The sequence below is a fragment of the Pseudomonas sp. 21LCFQ02 genome (assembly GCF_024129895.2).
Taxonomy (GTDB): domain Bacteria; phylum Pseudomonadota; class Gammaproteobacteria; order Pseudomonadales; family Pseudomonadaceae; genus Aquipseudomonas.
The window spans coordinates 2,509,853-2,526,888 of sequence record NZ_CM178749.1; the positions used below are offsets into that span (position 1 = coordinate 2,509,853).

The window sequence follows — 17,036 nt, forward strand, 5'->3', positions numbered from 1 at the left end:
GAGCACCCATGACTACCAAAAAATATTTCGGCACCGACGGCATTCGCGGTCGTGTTGGCCAGTACCCGATTACCCCTGATTTCATGCTTAAGCTTGGCTGGGCAGCGGGTATGGCGTTTCGCCGTATGGGCGCCTGCCGGATTCTGGTGGGTAAGGACACTCGTATTTCGGGCTACATGTTCGAGTCCGCCCTGGAGGCCGGTCTTTCGGCTGCCGGGGCCGATGTCATGTTGCTGGGGCCGATGCCTACGCCGGCGATCGCCTACCTGACGCGCACCTTTCACGCAGAAGCCGGTATCGTGATCAGCGCATCGCACAATCCGCATTACGATAACGGCATCAAGTTTTTCTCGGGGCAGGGCACCAAGCTGCCTGACGAGATCGAAATGATGATCGAAGAGTTGCTGGATGCGCCGATGACCGTCGTGGACTCGGAGAATCTGGGCAAGGTGTCGCGGATCAACGACGCGGCCGGTCGTTATATCGAGTTCTGCAAGAGCAGCGTGCCTACGGGCACCAGCTTTGCCGGGCTGAAACTGGTAGTCGATTGTGCTCATGGCGCTACCTACAAGATCGCGCCCAGCGTGTTTCGCGAGTTGGGGGCTCAGGTCAGTGTTCTGGCTGCGCAGCCCAACGGCCTGAATATCAACGAAAACTGCGGCTCTACGCACCTTGAATCCCTGCAGGCCGCCGTGCTGGCCGAGAAGGCCGATCTGGGCATCGCCTTTGACGGCGATGGTGACCGGGTGCTGATGGTCGATCAGACCGGTGCGATAGTCGATGGCGATGAGTTGATGTACATCATTGCCCGCGACATGCATCAGCGTGATCGCCTCAATGGCGGTGTCGTCGGTACATTGATGAGCAATCTGGGGCTTGAGCTTGGGCTGGCCGAGCTCGGCATTCCATTTGTTCGGGCCAATGTCGGTGACCGCTACGTGATTGCCGAACTGCTGGAGCGCAACTGGCTGCTCGGCGGTGAGAACTCCGGACATGTGGTATGTATGCAGCACACCACGACCGGGGATGCCGTTATCGCCGCGCTGCAGGTGTTGATGGCCCTGCGCCGTGCAGGTGAAAGTCTGGCTCAGGCGCGCCAGAAACTGCGCAAATGCCCTCAGGTGTTGATCAATGTGCGCTTCGCCGGCGGTCTGGATCCGGTCGCTCATCCATCCGTGCAGCAAGCTTGTGCCCGGGTAACCGATGAGATGGCGGGGCGTGGTCGGGTGTTGTTGCGCAAGTCCGGGACCGAGCCGCTGGTGCGTGTCATGGTCGAAGGTGAGGATGAAGTGCGGGTCCGGGCCTATGCCGAAGAACTGGCCAAGTTGGTCGATGAAGTTTGTTCCTGAAAACGGCTTGCCAGCTTTGAAATGGTTGGGTAATATCTGCGCCCACTTTGACCGACGAGGTAAAGCATGCGTCGCCCTATGGTAGCTGGTAACTGGAAGATGCACGGTACCCGCGCCAGCGTCGCTGAGCTGGTCGAGGGGCTCGCAGCGCAGGACCTGCCTGGCAGTGTTGATGTTGCAGTGATTCCTTCGGGTCTGCATATCGGTCAAGTGGTCGACGGGCTCCAAGGTACATCGATCGTCGTGGGAGCCCAGGATGCAGCCGTTCAGGCTGAACAGGGCGCCCTGACAGGCGAGACGGCATCGGTTCAGTTGGTCGATGCGGGTTGTAAGCTGGTTCTGGTTGGTCACTCCGAGCGACGCCTTTTGTTGGGCGAGTCTGACGAAGTGCTCAATCGCAAGTTTGCGGCCATTCAGGCAAGTGGTCTGGTGCCGGTGTTGTGTGTTGGGGAAACTCTTGCACAGCGCGAGGCGGGTCAAACTCTTGAGGTGGTCGGGCAGCAGCTTGACAGTGTCATCAAGGCGTTTGGTATCCAGGCGCTGGTTAACGCCGTTGTTGCCTACGAGCCTGTATGGGCCATTGGCACCGGGTTGACGGCAACGCCTGAGCAGGCGCAGGAGGTGCACGCAGCAATACGTGCGCAACTGGCTGAAAATGATTCCGGGGTTGCACAAGGTGTGCGACTTCTCTACGGCGGCAGTGTAAAGGCGGCCAATGCGGCTGAGCTTTTCAGTATGCCGGATATCGATGGGGGGCTTGTTGGTGGAGCTTCCCTGAATGCAGATGAGTTCGGTGCGATCTGTCGCGCCGCGGGAAACTGACAATATGCTGGAAACAGTCGTAATCGTTTTTCATCTGCTGGGTGCCCTGGGTGTTGTAGCCCTGGTTCTGATGCAGCAGGGTAAGGGTGCTGAAGCAGGTGCTTCATTTGGTGCGGGTGCATCAAATACTGTCTTCGGAAGCCAAGGAAGTGCTACCTTTCTTAGTAAGTTTACTGCTATACTTGCAGCATGTTTTTTCTTGAGTAGCCTGGGTTTAGGTTACTTTGCTAAAGAAAAAGCTCAAGAGCTGAATCAGGTAGGTTTGCCAGATCCAGCGGTAATGGAAATCAAGCAAAAGCCGGCATCAGACGATGTTCCTATGCTTGACGGCCAGAAGCCCGCAGCTACTGTCCCGGCCGATGTTCCTCAGGCTCCGGAAAAGTAAGCAAGAATTCGACGATGCAGTTGATGTCGTCAAAGTGTTGTAATGCCGAGGTGGTGGAATTGGTAGACACGCAACCTTGAGGTGGTTGTGCCCATAGGGTGTAGGGGTTCGAGTCCCCTTCTCGGTACCATATAAAACAAGATGGCCCGCATTAGCGGGTTTTCTTGTAGGTGGATGTTCGATTGACCTGTCAAGTAATCGATCGTATAATCCGCCCCCAGCTTTGTCGCGGGGTGGAGCAGTCTGGTAGCTCGTCGGGCTCATAACCCGAAGGTCGTTGGTTCAAATCCAGCCCCCGCAACCAGTTTTAGCGGAGCCCCTATCAAGGGGCTTTTTGTTAGCTGGACAGAACGGATCTCTCTAAAGATGCGATTTTTAGAGGTTTCCGAACATGACGTCGGTGTTCAGCGGCGTTTTCACTGATGGGCTTGTGCCCATTTTTTTATTTTCAAAGCATGCACGAGGGGGTTCAGATGTCGAGCAAGCTGGAACAGTTGCAGGCCATGCTGGCCCCAGTGGTCGAAGCACTTGGCTACACATGCTGGGGGATCGAGTTCGTTTCCCAGGGCCGGCATTCAATGCTGCGCATTTTTATCGATAAGGAAGGCGGCGTCCTGGTGGAAGACTGCGAAATCGTCAGTCGTCAGGTCAGTGGCATATTGGATGTAGAAGATCCAATCAGCTCTGAGTACACGCTGGAAGTGTCGTCTCCCGGCATGGATCGCCCACTGTTCACACTTGAACAGTTTGCTTTGCACACTGGGAACCAAGTGAAAATTAAGCTGCGTTCGCCATATGAAGGACGTCGCAACTTTCAGGGCCTTCTCCGCGGGGTGGAGGAGCAGGATGTCGTGGTGCAGGTTGATGACCATGAGTACCTGTTGCCGATCGACATGATCGACAAGGCCAACATCATTCCCACGTTTGACTGAAGACGTGCCAGATACTGCGGATCCCGCGGATCCAATGGCTTGCGAAAGGCGAGGCGTACGATGAGCAAAGAAGTACTGCTGGTTGTTGAGTCGGTGTCCAATGAAAAGGGCGTACCGGCGGGTGTTATTTTTGAAGCGCTGGAGCTGGCACTGGCTACCGCGACAAAAAAACGCTATGAAGATGAAGTCGATGTGCGTGTTGAAATCAACCGTCACACCGGCAATTACGAGACATACCGTCGCTGGACTGTGGTCGAGGACGAAGACCTTGATGATCCGGCACACCAGTACGCGGTAGATCAGGCCCAGGCGCACAAACCGGGCGCTGTGGCTGGCGAAGTCATCGAGGAGAAGATCGAGTCCATCGAGTTCGGTCGTATCGCCGCGCAGACCGCCAAGCAAGTCATTGTCCAGAAGGTTCGTGAAGCCGAGCGCGCCCAGGTGGTTGACGCTTACCGTGAGCGTCTGGGTGAAATTATTTCCGGCACCGTCAAGAAGGTCACGCGTGACAGCGTCATCGTCGACCTGGGCAACAATGCCGAAGCACTGCTGGCACGTGAAGACATCATCTCCCGTGAGACTTTCCGGGTTGGTGTCCGCCTGCGAGCGCTGCTAAAAGAAATCCGCACTGAGAACCGTGGCCCGCAGCTGATTCTGTCGCGTACTGCGCCAGAAATGCTGATCGAGCTGTTCCGTATTGAAGTCCCGGAGATCGCCGAAGGGTTGATCGAAGTGATGGCTGCTTCCCGTGATCCGGGGTCGCGAGCCAAGATTGCTGTTCGCTCCAAGGACAAGCGTATTGATCCGCAAGGTGCCTGTATTGGCATGCGCGGTTCGCGTGTCCAGGCTGTTTCGGGCGAATTGGGCGGTGAACGTGTGGATATCGTGCTGTGGGACGACAACCCGGCACAATTCGTGATCAATGCAATGTCCCCTGCTGAAGTGGCGGCAATCATCGTTGATGAAGACGCTCATGCAATGGACATCGCGGTTGGCGCGGACAACCTGGCTCAGGCCATCGGTCGTGGTGGACAGAACGTACGTCTGGCCAGTCAATTGACCGGCTGGACTCTGAATGTAATGACCGAGTCGGACATTCAGGCCAAGCAACAGGCGGAGACCGGAGACATCCTGCGCAATTTCATCGACGACCTTGAAGTCGACGAAGAGCTGGCTCAGGTTCTGGTCGACGAAGGCTTTACCAGCCTCGAAGAAATCGCCTACGTACCGCTGGAAGAAATGCTCAACATCGACGGCTTTGACGAGGACATCGTCAATGAGCTTCGTGCTCGCGCCAAGGATCGCCTGTTGACCAAAGCCATCGCTACTGAGGAAAAACTGGCAGACGCCCAACCAGCCGAAGACCTGCTCTCTCTTGAGGGTATGGACAAGGACCTGGCGATGGAACTGGCGGTGCGCGGCGTCCTGACCCGCGAAGACCTGGCCGAGCAGTCGATTGACGACCTGCTCGACATCGACGGCATCGACGACGATCGTGCCGGCAAGTTGATCATGGCCGCCCGTGCCCATTGGTTCGAGTAACAAGGCGCGGCCTGAGGAGAGAAGTGCATGACGCAAGTCACGGTGAAAGAACTGGCCAAGACGGTTGACACACCGGTAGAGCGCCTGCTGCAGCAGATGCGTGAGGCAGGTCTGCCGCACACCGCCGCCGAGCAAGTAGTGACCGATAACGAAAAACAGGCGCTGTTGGCGCATCTGAAAAGCGGTCACAAGAGCAAGGCGGAAGAACCGCGCAAGATTACCTTGCAGCGTAAGACCACCAGCACTCTGCGTGTGGCCGGTAGCAAGAGCATCAGCGTAGAAGTTCGCAAGAAGAAAGTTTTCGTACAACGCAGCGCTGAAGAAATTGAAGCCGAGCGCAAGCGCGAGCTCGATGAGCGCCGTGCAGCCGAAGCGGCTGTTCGTCAGAAAGCTGAAGCAGAAGAAGCCAAGCGTCGCAGCGAAGAAGATGCACGTCGCCCTGCGAACGTTGAAGCCAAGCCGCAGCCGGTGGCCGACAAGCCTAAGCCGGTCGAGGCAGCGGTCGAGCGTGCTGCTGCGCCTGAGCCTGTGCGTGAAGCACCGGTTGCAGCACCCGCCAACAACACCCCGGCGACCACGACCATTGAAGTGCGCAAGCGCGAAGAGCGTCGTCCCGAGAAGACCCATCGCAGCGAGGACCGTCCGGCCCGTGGCAATGGCGACGGCGAGCGCAAAGGCGCCGCCCACCGCCCTGCTGCCAAGGACAAGGCGCCAAATGCGCGCGTTGCACCGCGTACCTCCGATGAAGAAAGCGATGGCTTCCGTCGCGGTCGTGGTGGCAAGTCCAAGCTCAAGAAGCGTAATGCTCACGGCTTCCAGGCACCGACCGGTCCAGTCATCCGTGACGTGGCCATTGGTGAAACCATTACTGTCGGCGAACTGGCGGTGAAGATGTCGGTCAAGGCGGCCGAGGTCATCAAGTTCATGTTCAAGATGGGCACCCCGGTGACCATCAACCAGGTACTGGACCAGGAAACCGCGCACCTGATCGCTGAAGAACTGGGCCACAAGGTCACTCTGGTCAGCGACAACGCGCTGGAAGAGTCCCTGGCCGAGTCCCTGAAGTTCGAAGGTGAGACCTTCTCGCGTGCTCCGGTCGTTACCGTCATGGGTCACGTTGACCATGGTAAGACCTCGCTGCTCGACTACATCCGTCGTGCCAAGGTAGCGGCTGGCGAAGCCGGCGGCATTACCCAGCACATCGGTGCGTACCACGTTGAAACCGAGCGTGGCATGGTTACCTTCCTCGACACCCCTGGTCACGCGGCGTTTACTGCCATGCGTGCTCGCGGTGCCAAGGCGACTGACATCGTGATCCTGGTGGTTGCAGCCGACGACGGCGTGATGCCGCAAACCATCGAAGCGGTTCAGCACGCAGTAGCGGCTGGCGTTCCGCTGGTGGTTGCAGTGAACAAGATCGACAAGCCAGGCGCTGATCTGGACCGTATCCGCAGTGAGCTGTCGGTTCACGGCGTGACGTCTGAAGAGTGGGGCGGTGATACGCCGTTCGTTCCGGTTTCCGCGAAAATGGGTACCGGTGTTGACGAACTGCTCGAAGCCGTACTGCTGCAGGCCGAGGTTCTGGAACTCAAGGCTACGCCATCGGCCCCGGGTCGTGGTGTGGTGGTCGAGTCGCGTCTGGACAAGGGCCGTGGCCCGGTGGCCACCGTTCTGGTTCAGGACGGTACCCTGCGTCAGGGCGACATGGCTCTGGTGGGCTCCAACTATGGCCGTATCCGCGCCATGCTCGACGAGAACGGCAAGCCTGTGAAGGAAGCCGGTCCGTCGATCCCGGTCGAGATTCTCGGTCTGGATGGCACCCCGGAAGCCGGTGACGAGATGACTGTACTGGCTGACGAGAAGAAGGCCCGTGAAGTTGCGCTGTTCCGTCAAGGCAAGTTCCGTGAAGTCAAACTGGCTCGCGCCCATGCCGGCAAGCTGGAAAACATCTTCGAAAACATGGGCCAGGAAGAGAAGAAGACGCTCAACATCGTCCTCAAATCCGACGTCCGTGGTTCGCTCGAGGCGCTGCAAGGTGCTCTGGGCGGTCTGGGTAACGATGAAGTGCAGGTCCGGGTCATCGGTGGCGGTGTCGGTGGTATCACCGAGAGCGACGCCAACCTGGCACTGGCCTCCAACGCTGTCCTGTTCGGCTTCAACGTGCGTGCCGATGCCGGTGCGCGCAAGATCGTCGAGCAGGAAGGTCTGGACATGCGTTACTACAACGTGATCTATGACATCATCGAAGACGTCAAGAAGGCCCTGACCGGCATGCTTGGCAGCGATGTTCGCGAGAACATCCTCGGTGTTGCCGAAGTCCGTGACGTGTTCCGTTCGCCGAAGTTTGGTGCGATCGCCGGCTGTATGGTTATCGAGGGTACTGTCCACCGTAACCGTCCGATCCGCGTTCTGCGCGAAGACATCGTTATCTTCGAAGGCGAGCTGGAGTCGCTGCGTCGCTTCAAGGATGACGCCTCTGAAGTGCGTAACGGCATGGAATGTGGTATCGGCGTCAAGAGCTACAACGACGTCAAGGTCGGCGACAAGATCGAAGTCTTCGAGAAAGTCCAGGTGGCCCGCAGCCTCTAAGTCGCGGGTTTCGGGCACGGCGTTGTTACCGTGCCTTGAGCTGAACGCAACGCCCGGTCTGACCTACGTCAGGCCGGGCGTTTGCCGCTTTCAGACCTTCAGGGTTTCGCCCAGGGTCAGTAACAGGTATCAAAAATGGCCAAAGAATATAGCCGCACCCAACGTATTGGCGATCAGATGCAGCGCGAGCTGGCGCAACTGATCCGTCGTGAAGTCAAAGACCCGCGCCTGGGGCTGGTCACCATCACTGCTGTAGATGTCAGCCGTGACCTGAGCCATGCTCAGGTGTATGTCACGGTCATGGGGCAGGACGGCAATGATGAAGTTGCCCAGAGCATCAAGGTGCTCAACACGGCGGCCGGCTTTCTGCGCATGCAGATCGGTCGTGAAATGAAGCTGCGTACCGTACCGCAGTTGCATTTCCGTTATGACGAGAGCGTGTCGCGTGGTGCGCACCTCTCGGCCCTGATCGAGCGCGCCGTGGCTGAGGACAGCCAGCACCAGCCTGGCTCCGCTTCAGACGATTCCAAGGAGTGACGGGTGGCTCAGGTCAAACGTATCCGCCGTAACGTCAGCGGTATCATCCTGCTCGACAAGCCGCTGGGCTTCACGTCCAATGCGGCCCTGCAGAAGGTGCGCTGGTTGCTCAATGCCGAGAAAGCCGGCCATACCGGTAGCCTCGACCCCTTGGCCACTGGCGTCTTGCCGCTGTGCTTTGGTGAAGCCACCAAGTTTTCGCAGTACCTGCTCGATTCCGACAAGTCTTACGAGACTCTGGCGCAGTTGGGCAAGACTACGACCACCGCAGACTCCGAAGGCGAGGTTTTGCAAACCCGTCCGGTGACCGTTGGTCGCCAGGATATCGAAGCGATCCTGCCGGATTTTACCGGTCAGATCAGCCAGATACCGCCGATGTACTCGGCTCTCAAGCGTGATGGGCAGCCGTTGTATAAACTGGCGCGTGCAGGGGAAGTAGTGGAGCGCGAGGCGCGTTCTGTTACTATTGCGCGCCTGGAGTTGCTGGCGTGCGAAGGCGAGACTGCACGACTGGCCGTGGATTGCAGCAAAGGCACCTATATCCGTACCCTGGTGGAAGATATTGGTGAGCGTCTTGGCTGCGGTGCCTACGTCGCCGAGTTGCGCCGCACCCAGGCCGGCCCTTTCAGTCTGGCCCAGACGGTCACGCTGGAAGAGCTTGAGCAAGCCCATGCCGAAGGCGGCAACGAAGCCATTGATCGCTTCCTGATGCCCTCAGACAGCGGGTTGCTCGACTGGCCATTGCTGAAGTTCTCGGAGCACAGCGCTTTCTACTGGCTGCATGGTCAGCCAGTCAGGGCGCCGGACGCACCGAAGTTCGGCATGGTCCGGGTACAGGATCACCAGGGCCGCTTCATCGGTATCGGTGAAGTGAGCGAAGACGGGCGTATTGCGCCGCGTCGACTGATTCGGTCAGAGTGACCGAAATCCGCATGGCTGGTGTCAGGCATGCGGGCGAGGGTGGCTGTCAACAGGCACGGTCACATCTCTTTTTTAAATACGAGGCTTTGGCCTTGGCCTGTTGGAATCGTCCCGCAAGGACGGCTCCTTGACTTGAAGGATTGCCCAAATGGCACTCAGCGTTGAAGAAAAAGCTCAGATCGTAACCGACTACCAGCAAGCTGCCGGTGATACTGGTTCGCCAGAAGTGCAAGTTGCACTGCTGACCGCCAACATCAACAAGCTGCAAGGCCACTTCAAGGCCAACGGTAAAGACCACCACTCCCGTCGTGGTCTGATCCGCATGGTAAACCAGCGCCGCAAGCTGCTGGACTACCTGAAAGGCAAAGACGTGAGCCGTTACAGTGCTCTGATCGGCCGTCTGGGTCTGCGTCGCTAATCACGGCGTGGTGACTCTCTTTCCGCCAAGCCTGGTTGCGTCAGTCACTGACGGGCCAGGCGTCTGGCCGGAAAGAAATATGAGGTTGGTAGCCTGTCTGGGCATATCGGTCAAACCGATGTGTCTGGCAGGCTTCCAGCCTCAAGTTTTATCTGGACTGCCATCGGGGCCGATTCCCCGTGCTGCCCAAGAATTCGCAAGAAGACATTTTCCCCAGAGCCACAAATGAAAGGTAGGAAACCGTGAACCCGGTAATCAAGAAGTTTCAGTTCGGTCAATCGACCGTAACCCTGGAGACAGGCCGCATTGCCCGTCAGGCCTCAGGCGCAGTACTGGTCAGCGTTGACGACGACGTCAGCGTTCTGGTGACCGTAGTCGGTGCCAAGCACGCCGACCCAAGCAAGGGCTTTTTCCCGCTGTCGGTGCACTATCAGGAAAAAACCTACGCGGCCGGCAAGATCCCGGGTGGCTTCTTCAAGCGTGAAGGCCGTCCTTCCGAAAAAGAAACCCTGACCTCGCGTCTGATCGACCGTCCGATCCGTCCTCTGTTCCCGGAAGGCTTCCTGAACGAAGTGCAGGTCGTCTGCACCGTGGTTTCCACCAGCAAGAAGACTGATCCGGACATCGCTGCGATGATCGGTACTTCTGCGGCCCTGGCCATCTCCGGCATCCCGTTTGACGGCCCGGTAGGCGCTGCCCGTGTGGCCTACCACCCGGAAACCGGCTACCTGCTCAACCCGACTTACGAGCAGCAGACTGCTTCGAGCCTCGACATGGTCGTGGCGGGTACTGCAGAGGCAGTACTGATGGTTGAATCGGAAGCCAAAGAGCTGACCGAAGACCAGATGCTGGGCGCCGTGCTGTTCGCCCACGACGAATTCCAGGCCGTGATCAACGCCGTCAAGGAATTCGCTGCCGAAGCCGCCAAACCAACCTGGAACTGGCAGCCAGAAGCCGAGAACACTGTCCTGCTCAATGCCATTCGCAGTGAGTTCGGCGAAGCCATTTCCCAGGCTTACACCATCACCGTCAAGGCCGACCGCTATGCTCGCCTGGGCGAGTTGCGTGACCAGGTTGTTGCCCGTCTGGCCGTTGAAGAGAATGGCCCGTCGGCTGGCGAAGTCAAAGCTGCTTTCGGTGAAATCGAATACCGCACCGTGCGCGAGAACATCGTCAACGGCAAGCCGCGTATCGATGGCCGTGACACCCGCACCGTTCGCCCGCTGAACATCGAAGTCGGCGTTCTGCCAAAGACTCACGGTTCGGCGCTGTTCACCCGTGGCGAAACCCAGGCGCTGGTGGTTGCAACCCTGGGTACTGCCCGTGATGCACAACTGCTCGACACTCTGGAAGGCGAGAAAAAAGACAGCTTCATGCTGCACTACAACTTCCCTCCATTCTCGGTGGGCGAGTGCGGCCGCATGGGCGGTGCTGGCCGTCGCGAGATCGGTCACGGCCGTCTGGCACGTCGCAGCGTACAGGCCATGCTGCCTAGCGCTGACCAGTTTCCGTATACCATCCGCGTGGTCTCGGAAATCACTGAATCCAACGGTTCGAGCTCCATGGCTTCGGTCTGCGGTGCTTCGCTGGCGCTGATGGACGCCGGTGTGCCGGTCAAGGCGCCAGTGGCCGGTATCGCCATGGGTCTGGTCAAGGAAGGCGAGAAATTCGCAGTCCTGACCGACATCCTCGGTGACGAAGACCACCTGGGTGACATGGACTTCAAGGTTGCCGGTACCGCCAACGGTGTTACTGCTCTGCAGATGGACATCAAGATCAAGGGCATCACCGAAGAAATCATGGAGATTGCCCTGGGCCAGGCCCTGGAAGCACGCCTGAACATCCTCGGTCAGATGAACCAGATCATCGGTCAGTCGCGCAGCGAGCTGTCAGCCAACGCGCCGACCATGCTGGCGATGAAGATCGATACCGACAAGATCCGCGACGTGATCGGCAAAGGTGGTGCGACCATCCGTGCCATCTGCGAAGAAACCAAGGCCTCGATCGACATCGAAGACGACGGCTCGATCAAGATCTTCGGTGAAACCAAAGAAGCCGCTGAAGCAGCCCGTCAGCGCGTACTGGGTATCACCGCAGAGGCCGAGATCGGCAAGATCTACGTCGGCAAGGTCGAGCGTATCGTTGACTTCGGTGCGTTCGTCAACATCCTGCCTGGCAAGGACGGTCTGGTTCACATCTCGATGCTCAGCGATGCTCGCGTAGAGAAAGTGACCGACATCCTCAAGGAAGGTCAGGAAGTCGAAGTGCTGGTACTGGACGTGGACAACCGCGGCCGTATCAAACTGTCGATCAAAGACGTGGCGGCTGCCAAAGCTTCCGGCGTCTGATTCAGGTGTGAATCGGGCTGTCTTGGGCAGCCCGGTTGCCTGCGAAAATCCGCGCTCAGCAATGAGCGCGGATTTTTTTCGTCTGCAGATTTTGCTGCAATCAGCCTGAGAGGTTGTACGACGATTGCTGGCACCGGGCCGGACTGTATAAACTGAGATGCATTCTCATCAGTAAAGCTTACTCATTCCATGCCCACACCTGCAGACTATGCGCCTGTCCAACGCCTCTACACCGCTCATCATGCGTGGCTGACCGGTTGGTTGAGCCGTCGTGTGTATGACCGCAGTGATGCCGCAGACCTGAGCCAGGATACTTTTCTGCGCGTACTGAGTGTCCCGCATCAGGCTGAAGATCTGCGTGAGCCGCGCGCCTATCTGGCGACCATTGCCAAGCGTCTGCTGGCCAATCTGTATCGCCGTCGTTCTCTGGAAGACGCCTGGCGCGAGGCGCTGGCCAGCTTGCCGGACGAACAGGCGCCCAGTGCTGAGTCTCAGGCCGCTATTCTCGAAGCCCTCAACGAGGTCGATCAGGTGCTTTCCAGGCTCTCGGTCAAGGCCCGTCAGGCGTTCTTGATGTCGCAGATCGAGGGCTATAGCCAGGAAGAAATTGCCCTGACCTTGAATATCAGCGTGCGTACCGTGCAGCGTTATCTGTTACAAGGTTTCGAGGAATGTATCGTCCTGGCTTCGAGTGAATGGCTTTGAGTGCAAAGACTGTCCCGATTGACCGTGAGATTGCCCGTCAGGCGGCGGCCTGGATCCTGCGGCTGCAGGCTGCGGACGTAACCGAGCAGGATCACCAGAATTGTGCCCACTGGCGACGCCAGCACGCCGAGCACGAACGTGCCTGGCAACTGGCCAACCGCTTCAGCGAACAATTGCAGAGTATTCCTCCGGCAGTCGGGCGCTCGACCCTGTATCGCAGTGCCAACCTTAAACGGCGCCTGGCACTCAAGAGCTTGACCACCATGATCGTCGTCGGCTCGCTGGGCTTTGCCGCATCGCGCAGCCCGGCGGTGGTTTCGCTGGTGGCGGATATCAGTACCGGCGTAGGCGAGCGCCGCACCGTCAGCCTGTCTGACGGCACCCTGGTGCAACTCAATACCGACAGTGCCATCGACGTTCGCTACACGCCGGCTGAGCGCATGCTGGTGCTGCGCAAAGGCGAGATTTTCGTCACCACCGGCCGAGCCGATGGCCGACCGTTTTCGGTGGAGTCCGGGCTTGGCAATTACCGGCCGATCGGTACGAAGTTCTCGGTTCGCCAGTTGGCTGACCACGACCTGCTGCAAGTGCTGGAGGGGCAGGTGGCCGTCGTGCCGCACCAGGCGCCTGGCGTGCGTCTGGACGTCGCTGCCGGCCAGCAGGCGCATGTCACGACCCGCACGGTCCAGGCGTTGCCTGAGCCGGTGCGGGGCATTGACTGGCTGGACGGCGTGCTGCGGGTCGAACGCATGCCGCTGGCTGACTTTGTCGCCGAGCTGGGGCGCTACCGGCGTGGCTGGACCCGCTGTGAGCCGCAAGTGGCCGGGCTGTTGATTTCCGGTGCCTTCCAGCTACAGGACACTGACAGCGTCCTGGCGGCAGTTGCGTTGACCCTGCCGGTGAAGGTCAGTTATGTGACGCGGTATTGGGTCACGCTGGGGCCGCTGCAAAAAAGTTGATAAACCCTGTCGTGTTTTTTGCCGGTGGCGTGTCCTCCCTCCTGAAAACGCACTTACACGCCATCAGGAACCCCCTTCATGCCCGCATCATCGCTGTTTCGTGTCGCTTTGCTCGCCAGGGCCATCGGCGCTCCGGCGCTGGCCTTGAGCTGCATCGCCGTGGCGCCGCAGAGCCATGCCCAGCAAGGTACGCAGTACTATGATGTTCCCGCCGGCCCGCTGAGCGAAAGCCTCGCCGCCTTCGCTGCCAAAGCCGGGGTGACTCTACCGATTGACCCGGTCGTGACCCAGAACCTGCGCAGTGACGCACTCAAAGGCGAGTGGACGATCAGTCAGGGATTCGGGCAACTGCTGCGTGGCAGCGGCCTTGAGGCCGTGCCACAGGCTGGCAACACCTACACATTGCGTGCGTTGCCGGCCAACGGTTCGGCACTGCAGCTCGAAGCCACCAACATTTCCGGGCAGCATTCAGGCAGCCAGGCGATTGGCACGGTCGAAGGTTATAGTGCGGCGCGCAGCGCTACCGGAACCAAAACCGACACACCGTTGCGCGATATCCCCCAGTCGATTCAGGTGGTCACCCGCCAGGTGATCGAGGATCAACAGATCACCAGCCTGGGCGATGCCTTGAGTAACGTCAGCAGTATTCAGCGCGGCAACACTCACGGCGGCACTACCGAGAGCTTCTTCATTCGCGGTTTTCAGAACACCACTTATGCGGTGGACGGGATGATGACCAACTCACTGGTGGTCCGCCCGGAAATCCTCAGCGACCTGAGCAACATCGAGCGCGTTGAAGTGCTCAAGGGGCCGGCCTCGGTGTTGTACGGGCGCGGCAACCCCGGCGGTTTAATCAACCTGGTGACCCGCAAGCCGACCTATACGCCGCAAGGCCAGCTCAAGGCGCAGGTCGGTTCCTGGGACATGCGCCGCTTGCAGGCCTACCTCAGCGGTCCACTGGACAGCCAGCATGCTCTGGCCGGCGGGCTGGCCATTGCGACGCAGACCGAGGGCAGCTTCCGCGACCTGTACCGCGACAGCCACCGGCGCTTCATCGCGCCGACGTTGCTCTGGGAACCAAATGAGCTCACTCGGGTAGAGATGGGCCTGGAGTACACCGAAACCGACGCCCAGTACGACCGCGGCCTGCTGGCGCTCAATGGCAAGGTCGACTCGCGGCATAAACTGTTTCTTGAAGAACCCTGGTCCAGAGCTGAAAGCGACAAGACTGCTGCCTGGGTACGCATCGAGCATCAAGCCAACGACTGGCTGACCCTGCGTCAGGTCACTCGCTGGGATGAATCGAGCAAGCACATGCTCAACGTGTCTCAGCAATCGCTGCAAAGCGATGGCCGCACGACCAATCGGCGAGCTACGGATTTCGACGAGTCGGCCCGTTCGCTGAGCGCCCAGTTCGAAGCCATTGCCGATTTATCGCTGTGGGGGCTGCAACATCAAGTGCTGGGTGGCTTCGAGACGGTCAATGGCAGGCGCCAAGTGCGGATGCTGCGCGCCAATCTGGCAGCGCTGGACATCTTCAACCCTGTGCATGGCGCACAGCCTGGCCCGTTCAGCTTTGGTGAAGACACTCGGGTGCGGCAGAACAGCTATGGCCTGTATCTGCAAGACCAGATTGACCTCAGTGAGCAATGGAAACTGCTGCTTGGTGTGCGCTGGGACAAGGTCGAGCAGCGCAACCGCAACTACACGGCAACCGGCAGCTACAGCGATATCAATATCGAGCCGTCGGACACTTCGCCGCGGGCCGGCATCGTCTATCAGCCGACCGACCGGCTGGCCTTGTATGCCAGCTACAGCACGTCCTTTGCGCCGCAAAACCGGCTGACCCGCGATGGCAGCGTGCTGGACCCGGAAACCGGCGAACAATACGAGATCGGCGCCAGGTACGAGCTGATTCCCGAGCGCATGAGTGCCACCCTTTCGGCATTTGAGATCCGTCGCGAGAACCTGTCCACCACAGACCCTGCCGATAGCAACTATTCGATCCAGACCGGTCAGCAGCGGGTGCGCGGCCTCGAACTGGATGTAAGCGGCGAGATCAGCGATGGCTGGAACCTGATCGGCAACGTGGCCGTGCTCGATGCCAAGCTGATCAAGGACACCCAACTTGAAGAAGGCAATCGCCTGGAAGGTATTCCGGTGCTCAGTGGCTCGCTATGGTCCAGCTACCAGTTGCAGAACGGCCCACTGCGAGGCCTGGGTATGGGCGCTGGGGTGATTTATGCCGGCAAGCGTTATGGCAACCTGGCCAACAACTACAGTGCCAGCGGTTATACGCGCATCGACATGAGCCTGTTCTACGACATCAATGAACAGCTGCGGGTATCGCTCAATGCCCGCAACGTGACCGACCGCGATTACATCGAGACGGTCGCCAGTGCCGGTAACTATGCCGGCGAACCGGCCTCCGTGACCGCTACTCTGAGCATGGGCTTCTAGATCTGATTCGCCAGCCGCTGAGCTGCTCAAGGATTAACCTGTCAGCTGGGTGTAACACTTGCAACTTGCAAGCGTCCTGAGCGGCCGAGCGGGCAATCTGCACGATGCGCAAATTATAATTAATTTTTAACTTGTTGATTAATAACGAAATTATAAGGGTTAAAAAGTTGGCACAGCGCTTGCGATATACCTGTTAACCCTCGCTAGACATTGGCGCGGTTTTTCAGAAAAACAGGAGTTCATCGTATGAAGAAGTTCGCTATCGCTGCTGCTGCCGCTGCTCTGACTCTGTCCATGACCGGTGGCGCATTCGCCCAGACCGCTACTCAGGCTCCGCTGATGCTGGCTGCCAACACGACTGTTGAAAACGCCAAGCAAGAAGGCAGCGACACCTGGATCACCACCAAGGTGAAAGCCGACCTGCTGACCGAAAAAGGCATTCCGGGCTCTGACATCAAAGTAGAAACCGCTAACGGCGTGGTTGCCCTGTCTTCGGACGTCAAAGTGACCGAGACTCAGAAGAAAACTGCCGTGAACATCGCCAAGAACATCAAAGGCGTGAAGTCGGTGACTGCTGAAGCGCTGAAAGCTGAATAGTTCGGTTCGACTATGAGCATCTGACACGGGTTCTGGCCAGGGAGGCCGGAACCTGGTGTAGAAAGTTCATGCGATCGGCCATATGGATGTGGCCATTACAGGCCCCGGCTCTTGAGTCGGGGCCTGTTCTATTTCGAGTCTTGAAAAGTCACTGGCGCTATTGGCCGCGCTTGCTGTCAATGCGTATCAATCGTCCGCCTTCAAAGCGCAGGTAACGATACATGCCGTGATCAGGGCCGTAGATCCACTCCTCGATTCGTACCTGTTCCGAATACCGATAGTTGCCGCTAAAGCTCTCCTTCGAGCCGATCACCGCTTGGCTGACTGGCGTGCCGCACTTTCTTTCGACCTCGAAGGCATGGTCACCGAGGCTGATCAACTGGCTGCCGCAGCGCATGGTTGAGGCCTGTGCCGGGCTTGTCAACAGTACAGTCAGGGTCAGGATGGCGCAGGTCAAAGAGCGGCTCATGGG

Annotated in this window: 15 protein-coding genes and 2 tRNA genes; 16 read left to right on the forward strand and 1 reads right to left on the reverse strand. The window is 58.7% G+C overall.

The window, feature by feature from the left end; all coding sequences use genetic code 11:
- The first annotated feature begins 8 nt into the window (after positions 1 to 8).
- From glmM to NJC40_RS11180, 16 genes are all read left to right on the forward strand, one after another.
- Positions 9 to 1,349 (forward strand): phosphoglucosamine mutase, encoded by a 1,341-nt coding sequence (gene glmM / locus NJC40_RS11105; RefSeq protein ID WP_253139383.1) that lies wholly within the window; start codon positions 9 to 11, stop codon positions 1,347 to 1,349.
- Between the two features lie 66 nt (positions 1,350 to 1,415).
- Complete coding sequence (gene tpiA, locus NJC40_RS11110) at positions 1,416 to 2,171, forward strand: triose-phosphate isomerase (protein ID WP_253139380.1); 756 nt, start codon at positions 1,416 to 1,418, stop codon at positions 2,169 to 2,171.
- Between the two features lie 4 nt (positions 2,172 to 2,175).
- Positions 2,176 to 2,556 (forward strand): preprotein translocase subunit SecG, encoded by a 381-nt coding sequence (gene secG, locus NJC40_RS11115; RefSeq protein WP_084709964.1) that lies wholly within the window; start codon positions 2,176 to 2,178, stop codon positions 2,554 to 2,556.
- 44 nt (positions 2,557 to 2,600) lie between these two features.
- Positions 2,601 to 2,686: transfer RNA gene (locus tag NJC40_RS11120), tRNA-Leu, on the forward strand.
- A 97-nt stretch (positions 2,687 to 2,783) separates the two neighbouring features.
- A tRNA-Met gene (locus tag NJC40_RS11125) sits at positions 2,784 to 2,860 on the forward strand.
- Between the two features lie 169 nt (positions 2,861 to 3,029).
- Positions 3,030 to 3,488 (forward strand): ribosome maturation factor RimP, encoded by a 459-nt coding sequence (gene rimP, locus NJC40_RS11130; protein WP_045494307.1) that lies wholly within the window; start codon positions 3,030 to 3,032, stop codon positions 3,486 to 3,488.
- A gap of 60 nt (positions 3,489 to 3,548) precedes the next feature.
- A complete protein-coding gene (nusA, locus tag NJC40_RS11135) occupies positions 3,549 to 5,030 on the forward strand; it encodes a transcription termination factor NusA (RefSeq protein WP_045487725.1) in 1,482 nt (493 codons plus the stop codon).
- 27 nt (positions 5,031 to 5,057) lie between these two features.
- Positions 5,058 to 7,619, forward strand: coding sequence for a translation initiation factor IF-2 (gene infB, locus NJC40_RS11140; RefSeq protein ID WP_045487729.1), 2,562 nt, complete (start codon positions 5,058 to 5,060; stop codon positions 7,617 to 7,619).
- A gap of 135 nt (positions 7,620 to 7,754) precedes the next feature.
- Positions 7,755 to 8,156, forward strand: coding sequence for a 30S ribosome-binding factor RbfA (gene rbfA / locus NJC40_RS11145; protein WP_045487731.1), 402 nt, complete (start codon positions 7,755 to 7,757; stop codon positions 8,154 to 8,156).
- 3 nt (positions 8,157 to 8,159) lie between these two features.
- Positions 8,160 to 9,077, forward strand: coding sequence for a tRNA pseudouridine(55) synthase TruB (truB, locus tag NJC40_RS11150; RefSeq protein WP_045487733.1), 918 nt, complete (start codon positions 8,160 to 8,162; stop codon positions 9,075 to 9,077).
- A 148-nt stretch (positions 9,078 to 9,225) separates the two neighbouring features.
- A complete protein-coding gene (rpsO, locus tag NJC40_RS11155; protein ID WP_027900329.1) occupies positions 9,226 to 9,495 on the forward strand; it encodes a 30S ribosomal protein S15 in 270 nt (89 codons plus the stop codon).
- A 242-nt stretch (positions 9,496 to 9,737) separates the two neighbouring features.
- Entirely contained in the window at positions 9,738 to 11,843 is a 2,106-nt protein-coding gene (gene pnp, locus NJC40_RS11160) for a polyribonucleotide nucleotidyltransferase (RefSeq protein WP_045487737.1), read from the forward strand.
- A gap of 189 nt (positions 11,844 to 12,032) precedes the next feature.
- Positions 12,033 to 12,548 (forward strand): sigma-70 family RNA polymerase sigma factor, encoded by a 516-nt coding sequence (locus NJC40_RS11165; RefSeq protein ID WP_253139377.1) that lies wholly within the window; start codon positions 12,033 to 12,035, stop codon positions 12,546 to 12,548.
- The gene (locus tag NJC40_RS11170; protein WP_253139374.1) at positions 12,545 to 13,507 is read left to right on the forward strand and encodes a FecR domain-containing protein; all 963 of its coding nucleotides are present in this window, start codon (positions 12,545 to 12,547) and stop codon (positions 13,505 to 13,507) included. Before NJC40_RS11165 ends, NJC40_RS11170 begins: the two co-directional genes overlap by 4 nt.
- A 78-nt stretch (positions 13,508 to 13,585) precedes the next feature.
- Positions 13,586 to 15,967: a TonB-dependent siderophore receptor gene (locus NJC40_RS11175; protein ID WP_253139371.1), complete on the forward strand. Its 2,382-nt coding sequence runs from the start codon at positions 13,586 to 13,588 to the stop codon at positions 15,965 to 15,967.
- Positions 15,968 to 16,213: 246 nt separating this feature from the next.
- Positions 16,214 to 16,564, forward strand: coding sequence for a BON domain-containing protein (locus NJC40_RS11180; protein WP_253116366.1), 351 nt, complete (start codon positions 16,214 to 16,216; stop codon positions 16,562 to 16,564).
- 157 nt (positions 16,565 to 16,721) lie between these two features.
- On the opposite strand, the gene NJC40_RS11185 is transcribed toward NJC40_RS11180, so the two are convergent.
- Positions 16,722 to 17,033 (reverse strand): DUF2845 domain-containing protein, encoded by a 312-nt coding sequence (locus NJC40_RS11185; RefSeq protein WP_253139368.1) that lies wholly within the window; start codon positions 17,031 to 17,033, stop codon positions 16,722 to 16,724.
- Between the last annotated feature and the right edge of the window lie 3 nt (positions 17,034 to 17,036).